This is a genomic window from Agrobacterium sp. CG674 (genome assembly GCF_053521645.1).
Genome location: NZ_JBNWDZ010000001.1, coordinates 451,940 through 465,837, shown reverse-complemented (window position 1 = coordinate 465,837; position 13,898 = coordinate 451,940). Strand labels below are relative to the sequence as shown.

At 55.8% G+C, this 13,898-nt stretch carries 11 protein-coding genes; 1 reads left to right on the top strand and 10 read right to left on the bottom strand.

What is annotated here, in order from left to right; genetic code table 11:
- The 7 genes from ACQZ51_RS02210 to ACQZ51_RS02180 form a co-directional block, all read right to left on the bottom strand.
- Positions 1 to 1,239: a chemotaxis protein gene (locus ACQZ51_RS02210; RefSeq protein ID WP_448774893.1), complete on the bottom strand. Its 1,239-nt coding sequence runs from the start codon at positions 1,237 to 1,239 to the stop codon at positions 1 to 3.
- Between the two features lie 8 nt (positions 1,240 to 1,247).
- Positions 1,248 to 2,555 carry a MotB family protein gene (locus ACQZ51_RS02205; protein ID WP_448774891.1) on the bottom strand — a complete coding sequence of 436 codons (1,308 nt, stop codon included), beginning with the start codon at positions 2,553 to 2,555 and terminating at the stop codon, positions 1,248 to 1,250.
- On the bottom strand, positions 2,548 to 3,198 hold the full coding sequence (locus ACQZ51_RS02200) for a hypothetical protein (protein WP_448774889.1): 651 nt from the start codon (positions 3,196 to 3,198) through the stop codon (positions 2,548 to 2,550). The genes ACQZ51_RS02205 and ACQZ51_RS02200 overlap by 8 nt, the downstream gene beginning before the upstream one ends.
- A 187-nt stretch (positions 3,199 to 3,385) precedes the next feature.
- Entirely contained in the window at positions 3,386 to 4,384 is a 999-nt protein-coding gene (locus tag ACQZ51_RS02195; protein ID WP_448774887.1) for a flagellin N-terminal helical domain-containing protein, read from the bottom strand.
- 257 nt (positions 4,385 to 4,641) lie between these two features.
- Positions 4,642 to 5,523, bottom strand: a complete 882-nt coding sequence (locus ACQZ51_RS02190; RefSeq protein WP_448774885.1) for a flagellin N-terminal helical domain-containing protein — start codon at positions 5,521 to 5,523, stop codon at positions 4,642 to 4,644.
- A 319-nt stretch (positions 5,524 to 5,842) separates the two neighbouring features.
- Positions 5,843 to 6,718: a flagellin N-terminal helical domain-containing protein gene (locus tag ACQZ51_RS02185; protein WP_448774883.1), complete on the bottom strand. Its 876-nt coding sequence runs from the start codon at positions 6,716 to 6,718 to the stop codon at positions 5,843 to 5,845.
- A 271-nt stretch (positions 6,719 to 6,989) separates the two neighbouring features.
- Entirely contained in the window at positions 6,990 to 7,868 is an 879-nt protein-coding gene (locus ACQZ51_RS02180) for a flagellin N-terminal helical domain-containing protein (RefSeq protein ID WP_448774881.1), read from the bottom strand.
- A gap of 375 nt (positions 7,869 to 8,243) precedes the next feature.
- Here ACQZ51_RS02180 and ACQZ51_RS02175 point away from each other — a divergent pair, with 375 nt between their 5' ends.
- Entirely contained in the window at positions 8,244 to 10,166 is a 1,923-nt protein-coding gene (locus ACQZ51_RS02175) for an O-linked N-acetylglucosamine transferase, SPINDLY family protein (RefSeq protein WP_448774879.1), read from the top strand.
- Between the two features lie 116 nt (positions 10,167 to 10,282).
- Here the strand turns inward: ACQZ51_RS02175 and visR are convergent, their stop codons facing one another.
- From visR to fliF, 3 genes are all read right to left on the bottom strand, one after another.
- The gene (gene visR / locus ACQZ51_RS02170; protein WP_448774877.1) at positions 10,283 to 11,026 is read right to left on the bottom strand and encodes a transcriptional regulator VisR; all 744 of its coding nucleotides are present in this window, start codon (positions 11,024 to 11,026) and stop codon (positions 10,283 to 10,285) included.
- Between the two features lie 11 nt (positions 11,027 to 11,037).
- The gene (visN, locus tag ACQZ51_RS02165) at positions 11,038 to 11,769 is read right to left on the bottom strand and encodes a transcriptional regulator VisN (RefSeq protein ID WP_448774876.1); all 732 of its coding nucleotides are present in this window, start codon (positions 11,767 to 11,769) and stop codon (positions 11,038 to 11,040) included.
- Between the two features lie 358 nt (positions 11,770 to 12,127).
- Positions 12,128 to 13,819 carry a flagellar basal-body MS-ring/collar protein FliF gene (fliF, locus tag ACQZ51_RS02160; RefSeq protein ID WP_448774875.1) on the bottom strand — a complete coding sequence of 564 codons (1,692 nt, stop codon included), beginning with the start codon at positions 13,817 to 13,819 and terminating at the stop codon, positions 12,128 to 12,130.
- Between the last annotated feature and the right edge of the window lie 79 nt (positions 13,820 to 13,898).

Here is a 13,898-nt window from a genome sequence, read left to right as displayed (position 1 = left end):
CTATCTCTCCTCCTGCTCCAACAGAGAGTCGATCTCGGACAGCCGAGCTCTGCTCTTGTTGAAAAATTCGTTCAAAGGCGCTCCTGCTACGTCCTGCGCCGATGGCTCGGCAGGCACGCTAGCGCCGCCTGCGGCCGGTGCAGCCGCTTTTTCAGGGGAATCTGGTGCACCATCGGCGCTGACTGGCGGTGTCCCAACGGCAGGTTCTCTTACAATCTGTTCGGCAATTGTCTTTGCAGCGTCGCGCAGTGCGATATCGCGCGGTGACAATTCTTCATTCGGTATGCTGGCCAGAGCTTCACTTGCGCTGAGAACGTCTTGCCCCGGCACACCCGCAAGGCCTGAATAGAGCTTGGACAGTGGTGCGCGAGACTCGCCGGTCTGCGATGTCAGCGCTGCCGCCTCACCGGTCGCAAAGCTGGCCAGTTTCACCTCGCCCCGTAGCGAAGCCTGGCGCGCGATCCGAAGATAAATTTCTTCCGCGCGGTCTGGGTCCATCAACTGCGCAATCTCGGCAATCTTCTCATGGGAGACGCCACCATTGCTCTCGACAACGAAGCTGACGAAGAGATCCGCAAATTGCGATGCGTAGGGCGAATGCAGGAACCTGACTGCGTATTTACGGATATATTCGAATGTCTTGTCCGGCTGCTTGGCTTGCATCGTCGCGATGATGGACCGCCGAAGAGCAGCTTCCTCGATAATCGAACCGGGTGCGGTCAACCGCGCATCGTCAAAAAAAGCGAGTGAGGCAACAGGGTCTCTGTTGACCGCGATGTTGCCGGCAATCAGCATGAGGTATGGCCCAAGGACGCCGTTGCGATATTCGGGAAGAATATCGGCGATGACCTTTTCAGCCTGCTGGCCACGACCGTTGAAATACTTCTGAAGCACGTTGATGACACGCGAGTCGAAGTTGCCCTGTACGTCTCGCGCCACCAGATATTCCAGCGTCTGCGGGTTGCCGCCACTCATGATATAGGCAAGCGCCGCGTCTGCATTGTGCTCATCCTCAAAGACCGACGCATCGGAGGTGCGAAGCGTTGTGTCCATGGTCTCGAGAAGATATTTCTGCATCTCACGTGCGGCGTGATCACCCATCACCACCGAGTCCTGAACGAACTGTAGGGAACGCAGGATCTTGGCAGGTGGCAAGTCGCTCTGCGCATGTCCGTAACCGGCACTGGCCAGCCACGGAATGCCAACGAACAGAACAGCTAGGCGGGTCGCTTTCATCATCCGCTGCCTCAACTATCCTCTAGCAAAATTTCGATGCGACGGTTTGCACCATCCAGCGGATCTTGCGTGGTCTGCAAGCGACGGTCGGCAAAGCCGGAAAGCTGCTTGATGCGTGTTTCGTCCAGGCCACCGCGCGACAGCATGAAATAGGCAGCATGGGCGCGGTCCATCGAAAGTGACCAGTTGTCTTTTCCGCCGCTGTTGTAGGGACGCGCATCCGTATGACCGCGAATGACGATGGCGCCCTTCTGCTTGCTCAAGACCGAGCCGATCTTTTCCATCGCCAGAACGAGATCCTTTTCCGGAACCGCTGATCCAACGTTGAACATGGCCGTATCGGCTTTTTCTGAAATCGTGATGAGCGTGCCACCTTCGGCTGGCGTCACGACGATGCCTTCGGCCAGTTTGCCCGCAACACCACCAAGCTGCTTTGCAATCTCATCGCGCAGTTTGTCGGCGGCTTTTGCCTCGGCTGCGGTTGCAGGTTCTGGCTTTGCCTGTGCCTTGGCGTTGGCCTTTGGCGGGCTTGGCTCTGTGGAGACTTCGCCGATTTCATCATCCGCAGCGGGATCGACCTTTTTGGCGTTCGCTTCGACCGGCTTCAGAGGATCGGTAAGACCGGAGTCCTCAATGACACTTGCCATGTCCTGCGCCGCGACAACGGGTTTCGGATCAGTTTTCTTCTGCGCTTTTTCAGGCAGAGCCGTGTCCTGAACCGTCATGCCGCCCTGATCAGGGCGCACTTCGACCTGCTTGCTCCAGAAATCCGGATCGAAAGGATCACGGTAGGCCTCGCCGCCGGAAGCACCCGTGGATGGACCGGACTGGCCGGCACCGCCCTCACCCTTCACGCTCACATTGGCCTGCTGGCCAACTTCCTGGGCGATCTCGGCCAGAACGGCATAGGGATTTTCAAACAGCGCCGCTTCTGAATAGGCAGTCTTGTCGCCAGACGAGGAGGTCATGTCTTCACCGCTGGCTGCGGCTGCGGCATCCTGAGGTTTTTCAGACTTTGTGTCGGATGTCTGCTGCGTCTGCTCGCCCTTGGCGGTTTTCGCAGGCTGCTTCATGCCCCGGTCAGCCGGCTTTTCATCCGTCAGCTTGATGGGGTTGAAATAGCTGGCAACCGAGGCTTTGGTTTCCTCGTTCGACGCATTAACCAGCCACATGACCAGAAAGAAGGCCATCATGGCGGTCATGAAGTCGGCAAAAGCGATTTTCCAGGCGCCACCATGCGCACCATCGTGACCGCCCTTGTGACGCTTGACGATGATGATCTCGTTCTTGCCGTGATGGTGATTTTCGCCTTCACTCATCGGCTAGACCTCTTGTGTTCTGGAAAAACTCCGAAAGTCTTGTCATCAAGATTGAATTATCCATTTGAACTTTAATATCGATATCGTCAGACACATCGTAATCGACCTGATTGTCGACATCGCCCAGCGTCTCGCGCACGCGTGACAGAAGGCGTTCGGGTCCGGTGATCTTGATCGTGCCAGCAAAACCACCCTCGATCTCGCGCGTAATTTCGGCTGAAATCCCGGTGGCTGCTGCCAAAGCGAGGTCTCGCTCCATCACCGCCGAGAACAGGCGCAAACACGCAGACTCGACATTTGCGGCAATGGCCTGCTTCATCGTTGTGACCGATGTGGCGAGATGCGTTGCGATTTCGTCTTCGTATTTTTTCCGCATTGCCTCGAGTTCATCGGCGTGGCTCACACGCAATGCCTCGATGTCTGCCTCATGGATCATGCGCTGTTCTTGTCCGCCTGCCTCCTGGCCTTCGGCAAAAGCCTTGCGCTTCTCCTCGTCCAGATCAACGACGTCTTCGGGTTCATCCGCCCAATCGCTTTGAAAGTCTGACGCCGGAGCTTCGAAGTCGAATGCACTCGGTGCCGGGGCTGGGGCTGGGGCAGGCTCGCCGAAATCCTTGAGATATTTTGCCAGTGCTCCGCTCACAGCTTCACCTCGCCCAGTAACGTGCTTGTCGTTTCGATGGAGAAGAAAATCATGAAATCATCCGCAAGGCATTCAGAGAGGGCCAGCAGGATCGGGTCGTTTGCTCAACACCCAAGAAAATCCGGCAGCAATTCAGTTTTCTAAAATAGAGGTTCAAACTTGTGCGAGGATGAACCCCCAGGCGTCATCAGCCAAGAAGGCCTGCGAGACTTTTTTCATGATTATTGGCCATGGATACGACTTCGACGGCCAGATCGCGCTGGGTCTTGTAGGCCGTCAATCGTGTCGACTCCTCTTCCATGTTGGCATCCACCAGCCGGCTGACGCTCTTGTCCATGGAATCCTTCAATGCGCTGATGAAGTCCGTCTGCTGGTCCATCCGGTTCGACATCGTGCCAATAGATGCGCCCAGACGATTGAGATTGCTTGATATCTCGCTGACCACATAGACCATGTCGTCGAGTTCATCCTTGGTCGTTTCATTCGTAATCTTGATTTCAGTTCCAGCCGCCGCATTCGTGGAGTTGGCGTTGAGCAGGTAATATTCACGCGGCGCCGAAGGAACGTCGGGGTTGCGCGCGCTCGCGTCCATGGCTTTGGTCATCAATCCGCGCTGGGCATCGCTCGTGTCCACCATCGTCGTCTGAGACGTTTGAACATCGAGATATTGCAGCGAAATGGCGCCCGTCGTGCTCTTGTTGAAAGCAAATGGCACAGATTTGACCGATGGAAGCAGCTCACTCGTACTGAACAGCCAGTTGTCGCCGGAGAAGGTCGCCGCCTGGGCAACAGAAAAAAGGTTGTTCTTGAGAGCATCGATCGCATTGTTGATCTGGGCTCGGTCGGTGCCGGTTTCATAGGCGGTGGTCAATTGGGTCATGATCTGGTCGACAACATCAATCATCGACGTCACAGCCTCATAGGCAGTGTCAGCCTTGGACGCACCGAGATCCAGCGCGTCGCTGACGCTGGACAGAACGCCGCGATCTGATCTCAAATTGGTGGCTGTGGACCAGTAGCCTGAATTATCCGCCGCACTGGCAATCTTCAGTCCCGATGTCACACGCTGCTGCGTCTTCTGGAGCGTATCGTCGCTGAACAGAAGCGTTTGAAGCGCACTTTGCACGGTGTTGGAAGAGAGAATCTTGGTCATGGCACCTACTTCAGGCAGGGAGAAACGGAACATGCCAGCATCCACTGGCGCAAAGCCGCACTCTCATCATGAAGAGGCTTGGGTTGAGCAAAACATGCGCAACGCACGGCTTGAAAGATTAACGAAAGGATAAACCTGTGACAAGTCATGTATATGCCGAAGCTATGGCGAAGCTTGCGCAATGGGCGGCGCACGACAAAAAATGATGCGTTTTGAATTGCTTGTCGGCAAAAACGAAAAACCGCGCCTCCTTTTCAGAGGGCGCGGTTTTGATGTGAAGGAGCAGAAAATTACTGCTGGAAGAGAGACATGATGTTCTGTGCGCTGGAGTTCGCAATCGACAGGGACTGGATCGCGAGCTGCTGTTGCGTCTGCAATGCCGAGAGCTTGGCCGATTCCTCTTCCATGTCCGCATCCACCAGACGGCTAACACCGGCTTCCATCGCGTCAGACAATTTCGCGGAATAGGCATCCTGCAGATCGATACGGGTCTGAAGAGCGCCGATAGCTGCAGCGGAGTCTGTGAGGCCGCTCAATGCAGATTCGACGATGTTCATGAAGGCGTCGATGTCACCCTGGGTAGAAAGGCTGGTCAGCTGGACGCTCATGACGCTTCCGAGGATACCACCTTCGCCAACGCCGTCGGCGTTGATGGTTGAGAACATGGCGTAGGATGCAATGTTGAATTTCGCGGTTGTCACGCTCACACCGCCGCTGGATGTACGGATGAAACCGTCAACGACGCTTGCTTCGGTGGAGTCGCCCAGGACCATCCAGTTTTCGCCGGAGAAGGACGCACCCTGAGCGATTGCCGAGAGCTGTTCCTGAAGCTTGCCGATTTCGAGCTGAATCTGCGCCTTGTCAGTTGACTGCTCGCTGGCTGTAACAAGCTTGGCCTTGATTTCATCGACGGCGCTGATGGCGCTTTCCATGGCGGCATAGGCAGTATCAACCTTTGCGGCACCAACACCCAGCGCGTCAGACGCGGCATTGAGCGCCTTATTGTCGGAATTCATGGTCGTGGAGATGGACCAGTAAGCGACGTTGTCCTTGGCCTGACCTACCCGGTAACCAGACGAGACGCGATCTTGTGTATTGGAGAGGTCCATGTTGATCGAGCGCAGCGTCTGGAGGGCAGACATTGCAGAGGTGTTTGTCAGAATACTTGTCATCTTCAGGTCGCCCCTTTGGCAAATTCTTTAAGAAGGGACATTCCGGTCAAGCCGGGAAACGCAGCAGGCAGCTTCATGCTTACCGATTAAGAGTTCGGTGCGCTGTTTCGATGACCACAGAAAACAGGTTTTTGGTTAACAAAGATTTAATCGTAGGAAAGCTTTTACCTTATTGAAGAAAGCATTAAGATCGAAAAAGCCGGTTAATCATCAATAAGATATTGTTAATTATAAAGAATTTTCATTTTGAATAGTTATTATTTTTTATAAAAAAAAGCCGCGCTGAGAGCGCGGCTTTCTGTTTTAGATGGTGAAACGACTATCTGAAGAGAGTCATGATGTTTTCGGAGCTGGAGTTGGCAATCGAGAGCGACTGCACTGCCAGCTGCTGCTGGGTCTGCAGGGCCGAGAGGCGCGCAGATTCTTCTTCCATGTCAGCGTCAACCAGGCGGCTCACACCTGCTTCGATCGCGTCGCTAAGCTTGGCAGAATAGTCGTCCTGCATGTCGATACGGGAAGACAAGGCACCAAGTGCAGCGGCACCATCTGTCAGGGTATCAAGAGCGCTCTGAACAGTCGTCAGGAATGCGTCGATATCGCCCTGGGTCGTTACGCTCGTCAACGAGATCGTCATAACGGCAGAGAGGATACCGTTGCTGCCCACGCCATCAGCGATCGTGTCGAACAGAGCATAGGAGCCAGCGTTGAACGTAGCCGTTGTTACCTTGACGGTGCCGTCGGCGCTACGGATGAAGCCATCCACAACCGTTGTGGAAGAAGCATTGCCCTGGATTGCCCAGTTCTCACCGTTGAAGGATGCTGCCTGGCCGATGGCTGTCAGCTGTTCCTGAAGCTTGGTGATTTCGAGCTGAACCTGATCCTTGTTAACCGAAGTTTCGCTGGCTGTTGTCAGCTTTGCCTTGATTTCATTAACGACGTCGATCGCGCTGTCCATGGCGGCATAAGCCGTGTCGACTTTTGCAGCACCAACACCCAGAGCGTCGGTCGCAGCGCCGAGCGCCTTGTTGTCCGAGTTCATGGTTGTGGAGATCGACCAGTAGGCAACGTTGTCGGCAGCCTTGCCGACCTTTTCACCAGACGAAACGCGGTCCTGCGTTGTGGAAAGGTCGCTGTTGATTGAGCGGAGAGTCTGCAGTGCAGACATAGCAGAAGTGTTGGTCAGGATACTGGTCATAGTATTAATTGCCCCTTTGGCAAGTAAATTGAAGGGACATTCCGGCCTTTACCGGTAAACGACGATCAGCATCATGCCTGCCGAGCAATATAGTTAACATTCGGCCGCCGTTTCGATAGACCGATCTAACCCCATTAAGGTTAAGGACTTCCAAATAATCTATAAATAATTAGTTAATTTTAAAAATAATTTCGTAATACTTTGTTAACCAAGCAACGAAAAAGGCCGGACCTCGCGGTCCGACCTTCGTATTTCAGAGCTGAAACCCGTCTTAACGGAAGAGTGTAAGCAGGCTGTCCGAGCTGGAGTTGGCAATCGAGAGCGACTGAATTGCCAGCTGCTGCTGGGTCTGCAGGGCAGAAAGACGTGCAGACTCTTCTTCCATGTCGGCGTCGACAAGACGGCTCACACCGGCTTCCATCGCGTCGCTCAGTTTGCTGGAATACGCATCCTGAATATCGATACGGGATGACAGAGCACCGAGAGCCGCTGCGCCATCGGTCAGCGTGCTGAGCGCTGTTTCAACGGTCGTCAGGAATTCGTCGATGTCGCCCTGTGTCATGACGCTGGTGAGAGCGATTGTCATAACAGCGCCGAGTACGCCACCAGTGCCGGCACCATCTTCAATCGAGCTGAACATGGCATAGGAACCGGAATTGAACGAGGCGCTCGTGACCTTCACGGTGCCGTCGGAATTGCGGATGAAGCCATCCACGACCGTTGTCGTCGAAGCGGTAGCGGACTGAACTGCCCAGTTTTCGCCGTTGAAGGATGCTGCCTGGCCGATGGCTGTCAGCTGTTCCTGCAGCTTGGCGATTTCGAGCTGAACCTGGTCCTTGTTGACAGAGCTTTCGCTGGCGGTTGTCAGCTTTGCCTTGATTTCATTGACGACGTCAATCGCGCTGTCCATGGCGGCATAGGCCGTATCGACCTTGGCTGCACCGATGCCGAGTGCATCCGATGCTGCGCCGAGCGCCTTGTTGTCAGACTTCATCGTGGTCGCGATGGACCAGTAAGCGGCACCATCGGAAGCGTCGCCAATCTTGAGACCTGTCGAAACACGGTCCTGTGTCTTGCCGAGGTTGTTGTTGATGCTGCGCAGCGTCTGGAGTGCGTTGCTGGCGGAAGAGTTGAAGTTGATGCTAGACATAAGTTGCCCCTTAAAAACGCGGTACAAGAGAGGGACATGCCGGATTTCACGTACCGGCGCGAACGGTTCGGCATCATGCCACTCGGTTCCATTTCGTGGACACCAAACCCGTCACGCAGGATTGAAAATGCGCGGCAAGCATTTCCAAGTCCTTAATTTCGCCGGTAGACCAATAGCTGTCGATTCTGATGGTTAATTATAGGCAAACGGCCATGGGCAAGATTGCCCGATTTGGAATGAGCAACGTCCTCGCAAAGTCCTGTTTCAAGCAAGCTTCAGAGCGTATCGTCTATTAGAAATTTGGAATCGGCTACATCTGTGTCCGCCATGGGCTAACGCCTGCAGCCACGATGGCAAGAGGATCGAACAAGAAAAATGTTGAACGAAATCAGCTACTCCGCTGCGTCCAAGCACTTCAAGACAGGGCAGTATACGCAGGCACTGGCCACGCTGAACCGGCTGATCGATACCAAGCGCGACGCACGGACCTATGCCCTGCTGGCAAAGACTTGTCTGCAAATCGGCATGCCGGAGCAAGCCGCGACTTCCTATGAGCTTGCGTCCGAGCAGGGCGGCATGGATGCCGAGAGCTATCTCGTTGAGGCCATCAAGCTCTACTTCGACGGGGGCCAGAAGGAAAAGGCGCTTGCCCTGTCCAACAGGATCATCCACCGCTTCCACAAGTACCCCGACATCACCTACATCGTTGGAACGATCCTGCTGGAGCGCGGCGAGCCGAGAATTGCCCGTGCGCTGAAAAGCATTCTGATGAAGAGCGACAAGATCGATCACATCAAGCTGGGCGCGCGCATCGCCATTACGACGTGGGATTTGTTCGACCCGCGCGATATCGATACCGCTCGCCTGCTTCTTGCGAAACTGCCGCGCCAGCAGGCCGTGCGTCTGATGTACCTCGTATTCTGCCGCGAACACAGCAAGTACGACGCAATCGAGCTTCATCAGCCCATCATCGATGCAGCCGTGGCCGCCGGAGAGACCGATTTCATCGCGCTCGATGGCACGTTCTTCAATCTGCACTGGAGCGGTGACGAGCACATCAACCAGATAGCCCGCAGCAACACCCCTGCTTTCAGCCCTGAATTGACCACCAAGCGGCACCAGATGCCGCACACATGGGGCGACAAGATCCGAATCGGCTACCTCTCCTCCGACCTTTTCGACAAGCATGCGACCATGAAGCTCATCCGTCGCGTGCTGGAACTGCACGACCGTGACCGCTTCGAGGTCACGCTGTTTTGCCACTCAGACCCGGATCTCTTGCAAACGAACGTGGCCGACCGCAGTCTGTGGGGCGACGTCGTGACCATCAGAGACATGACCAATGAAGAGTCGCTGGCCGCCATCAAGGCCCGCAACATCGATATTCTGGTCGACCTCAAGGGTCACACGGCGGGCAACCGCACATCCATTCTCAACATGGGCGCAGCACCCGTTCAGGTTGCGTGGATTGGCTTTCCGGGCTCCACCGTCAATGTGGACCTCGATTACGTGATCGGTGACCACTACGTTTTGCCAGATAGCTCGAAACCGCATTACTACGAGAAATTCGTGCGGTTGCCGGATACCTACCAGCCCAACGACCCCGTCAACCGTCCGCTGGCAAAGAAGATCAGCCGTGCCGATGTCGGTCTGCCGGAAGATGCCTTCGTTTACGCATCCTTCAATGCGAACCGAAAAATTACCCCGAAAACGATCGATATTTGGGGCAGGATCCTGAAGCGGACGCCCAACAGCGTCATCTGGATTCTGCACAACAGCCAGGACAGCAAAAAGAATATCCTCGCCAAGTTCCTGGAGATGAACATTCCAGCAAAGCGGGTGTTCTTCATGGGCAAGCTGGAGTTCGAACTTCACCTCAACCGTATCACGGTTGCCGATCTCGGCCTCGACACCTTCCCCGTCAATGGCCATACGACAACGTCCGAGCAGCTCTGGTCCGGCCTGCCGGTGCTGACGATGAGGGGCACGAACTTCGCCTCCCGCGTGAGCGAGAGCCTGTTGCATGCCATTGGAGCACCGGAACTGATCGCAGAAGATGAAGAGGCCTATGCAGACATGGCCGTTGACTTCGCGCAGGATCCCGAAGCGCTGAAGGACATCAGAGCCCGCATCGATGCGAACCGTTTTGTAAAACCGCTTTTCGACGCGGAACGGTATTGCCGCCATCTGGAGACGGCCTATCAGATGATGGCCGACAGGGCGAAATCAGGCAACGCTCCCGACCATTTCGACGTACCCGCCCTTCCTCCCCGGACTGGCCCATTCGACGACAGATGATGAAAGATCGGCCTGATGTCTCGGGGACATCAGGCCGATGAAGCAGAATGGTGAGCACCGCGTTAACACACGCCGCATGTTGCGCGTGAGCGCGGCCGAAGCGATTTCTAAGCGTCCTAGTGGATGTAACCCATCCGGATCGCCTTCGCGATCGCCTGGATGCGGTTGACGGAATCCAGCTTGATCGTGGCCGATCCGAGATAGGCGTTGACGGTGTGAACCGACAGGCCGAGCTTGACGGCGATCTCTTCGCTGATGCGACCATCACCTGCAAGTTGCAGGCAGGCCACTTCCCGTTCGCTGAGCGATTCCGCCGGAGTGACGCGCCGTTCATCGAGCGCCAGCAAATCCACCATGATCTCGGTGCATTTTATGTGCTGCTCAAGAACGATTTCGTTGTCCAGCAGCAGGTTCGTTCCGCAAAACACGACATACCCGTTGCCGATCGTCCCCAGGCGCACCGGAAGGGCCAATCCTGCATAGGACAGCTCTTCGTTAAGAAGCCGAACCATGAGTGCAGGCACATCGGGAATATCGGCAAAGCCGCCGCCTCGGTCACTTTTCCAGGTCACGGGCAGCAATGATCGCTCCAGATGATCCAGAAGACGATCTCCCATGGCGTGAACGAGGCGTGCGCTTTGTTCACTGGCGCTGATGCCCCAGTTTTCCATCTCGCAAAACAGCTTGCGCTTGTTGGGAAAGCCCGATGCGACGGCTCGAACCACAACGAAATTCTTCGCGCCCAGAACGCGCTGGATGGCAACCAGCCTGGGAAACAGATCAGACCGGCTGGCAGACGGGCCTGTGCGTGGCGGCAAAACAACATCTGCGGCGCCGTCGGAACCCTTGTAATACCCCATCTGATGCGCCCCTATACCAGATTGTTGCGGACCGCATAGGCAATGGCCTCGGAGCGGGTCTTGGTTGCAGTTTTGCGCATGACACTGGTGATGTAGTTGTTGATCGTGTTGCGGGAAATTCCCAAAATCGTCGCCATTTCATCGCTGGTCTTGCCCTCGGCAATCCAGAAAAGGCACTCAAGCTCACGCTCGGTCAGATCGATATCACGTGCGACCCGAGATTCTGCGACGACACCCGAGCTGGCGAAATAACCTGCCAGCATGCCCGCCTCCCGCAGCCGATCATCCACTGGCACACTGTCCTCAGCAAACAGCAGCAGAAGCGAGAACCTGACGCGTCCAACACAGAAGGTGATTGCGCAATATTTCGGGTCCACGCCATGGGGAATGACAGCGTCTTCGGGAAGGAAAAGCATCCTTGGCTTCAAAAGCGCCAGGCATTTTTCCATTTCGCTGACACGGTTCTGGTTGTTGGTCAGCTCCAGGCTCAGCCTGCGCACCAGATCGAACGGCCAATCGGACGTAATGATGAAATTGAGGCCAGCTTCCTGCAACAGATCTTCACGCGCCAGCAGATAGTGAGCCGCCCCGGCGAAGGACGCCAGCATCTCGACCGCAGCTGTAACGTTGCTGTCTGCGGCCGCAAGAGCGAGGTTCCTCACCAGCTGATCGCGCGGCAATGGCTTCACCGACCTGTCAAACGGCACAGCAGAGAGCCTGCGAACATCAAAATCCACCTTCAATAGCCTACGCCCTCTTACTCTCCGTTACGGAGACATCTCAACCGGGATGGAAATCATTTCCATTCAGAAGCACAACCACAAACTGTGAATTGCACCCCTGGCGACCGAATCACTATATTTTAGAAGACGCTACGGGAAAAACCATTGCCTGCGGCCTGCATCCCCGTTTTTATCTCCTCAAACTCTCGCTGAAATCATATTCATGTTCTGCGCGTCGCACAGATCTGATTTCGTTATTCCAAGGTAAAGTATCGCACTAGTTAACCAATTATAAACGTCGTGCCAAAGCAGAACATGAGTGCCGATTTGATGCAAGTGATAAAACGGCAGAAGGCCGGTGGGGTACCGGCCTTCCTGTTTATGCTGCTTTTTCGATTGCCCATTTGCGCAGAATCTTGGCGGCGCGTTCTTCGCTGATTTCCACCATGCGCGAGAGGCGGCGCTCTGGTCCTTCGCGAACCTTGCGGTTGTAGTCGCCGCCACCGTCTCCGTCTCCCGAGAGAAGGTCGTCCGCACTGTCGAAACCAAAGTCCGAACCGAAGCCGTCCATGAGGCCGCCACCGCTGGATTCGCCGATGCCTGGAGAGAAGTCAGGCAGTTCCAGGCCGCCGCCTGCGTCCTGGGCAAGCTCTGCCGTAGATGAGCTTCCACCGGAGATCGAGCGAACCATCGGACGGACACCCAGCCAGACCACGAGGAAGGCGACGATGACGAAGGCAACCGAGTTGATGATGCCAGCCGAGTTGCGGCTGAGAACTTCCATCACGCCCGGTCCGGCAATCGCCTGGTCCAGAAGCTGTGTTTCGAGGAAGTCCATGGCGGTGATGGTGACGATGTCGCCTCGATCGGTCGAGATACCGGCTGCAGACGCAACGATCTTCTGCATTTCAGCCAGATAGGCATCGACCTTGGCCTGATCGGAGGGTTCGCCAATCATCTTGGCAAGGCGGCCCTTGTTGACCACGACAGCGATGGAGACCTTGTTGACCGTGTAGCCGTTACGAACCGTGGCGGTCGTCTTCGAGTTGATCTCGTAGTTGGTCTGCTCTTCTTTCTTGGCTGATTCGTCGGAAGACTTGGGACCACCGCCGCCGCCCTGTGGTGCAGCTTGCGGCACGTTCTGCTCGACCGTTGCAGCCGAATCCGGTGTCGTTTCCTGGGACTTCTGGTCTTCCTTGGTCGTGCGCACGGAGCGTTCGACGCGTGACTCGGGATCGAAGACCGTTTCCTGGATCTGCTGGCTGTCCGTGTTCAGCTCGGCCGTCACCGTAGAGCGGAAGTTGTCCATGCCGAGGAATGGCGCAAGCGCCTTGTCGATTTTCGTTTCGAGTTCCTGCTGCACGTTCTGTGCCAGCGTCAGCGAGCGGTTCAGCGCGCCGTTGCCGACATCATCGCCGGAGGCGAGAAGCTGGCCTGTGGAATCGAGCAGCGTCACATCATCGACTTCAAGGCCGGGAACAGCCGAGGCAACGAGGTGGCGAATGGAAGATGCAGCCTTGCGGCCTGCGGTGGCGCTGGCACGGATCATAACAGAAGCGGTTGGCTTCTGCTCTCCACGGCGGAAATTGCCGACATCCGGCATGACAATATGCACGCGCGCTGCGGCAACGCCGTCAATCTGCTGAATGGAGCGGCCAATTTCGCCTTCAAGCGCGCGAACCCGGGTCACTTCCTGCATGAAGGATGTGAGGCCGAGTGAGCCGACGCTGTCGAAAAGCTCGTAGCCTGCATTGGCGCTATCAGGCAGACCGCGCTCGGCCAGCAGCAACCGAGCCTTGCTGGTCATGCCAACGGGAACCTGAAGGCTCGTGCCATCGCTACCAACCTGAAAATCAACGTTCGATTCGGCGAGAGCGATGCTGATCTTGTTCAGATCCATCGTTTCAAGGCCAACATAGAGCGTTTCATAGGCAGGTTTGTTTACGTAGAGCGCAGCCGCGAGGACGATTGCCATGGACAAAACGCCCACACCACCCAGCATCAAAAGCCGCGTCTGCCCAAGGGCCGCGAAGTTTTTTAAAACCTGTGGAAATTGATTTAACAGATTCATTCTGTCCGCACCGTCATTCGAAGAACCGAGACCTTCTGGCCTCGATAGCAAACTAGACGGCGAAGCTTGCGCGAGCGTT

Coding starts and splice junctions, on each gene's coding strand:
- ACQZ51_RS02175 (WP_448774879.1), top strand. CDS start 8,244: ATGTTGAACGAAATCAGCTACTCCGCTGCGTCCAAGCACTTCAAGACA.
- ACQZ51_RS02210 (WP_448774893.1), bottom strand. CDS start 1,239: ATGATGAAAGCGACCCGCCTAGCTGTTCTGTTCGTTGGCATTCCGTGG.
- fliF (WP_448774875.1), bottom strand. CDS start 13,819: ATGAATCTGTTAAATCAATTTCCACAGGTTTTAAAAAACTTCGCGGCC.
- visR (WP_448774877.1), bottom strand. CDS start 11,026: ATGGGGTATTACAAGGGTTCCGACGGCGCCGCAGATGTTGTTTTGCCG.
- ACQZ51_RS02180 (WP_448774881.1), bottom strand. CDS start 7,868: ATGTCTAGCATCAACTTCAACTCTTCCGCCAGCAACGCACTCCAGACG.
- ACQZ51_RS02190 (WP_448774885.1), bottom strand. CDS start 5,523: ATGACAAGTATTCTGACAAACACCTCTGCAATGTCTGCCCTCCAGACG.
- ACQZ51_RS02185 (WP_448774883.1), bottom strand. CDS start 6,718: ATGACCAGTATCCTGACCAACACTTCTGCTATGTCTGCACTGCAGACT.
- ACQZ51_RS02205 (WP_448774891.1), bottom strand. CDS start 2,555: ATGAGTGAAGGCGAAAATCACCATCACGGCAAGAACGAGATCATCATC.
- ACQZ51_RS02195 (WP_448774887.1), bottom strand. CDS start 4,384: ATGTTCCGTTTCTCCCTGCCTGAAGTAGGTGCCATGACCAAGATTCTC.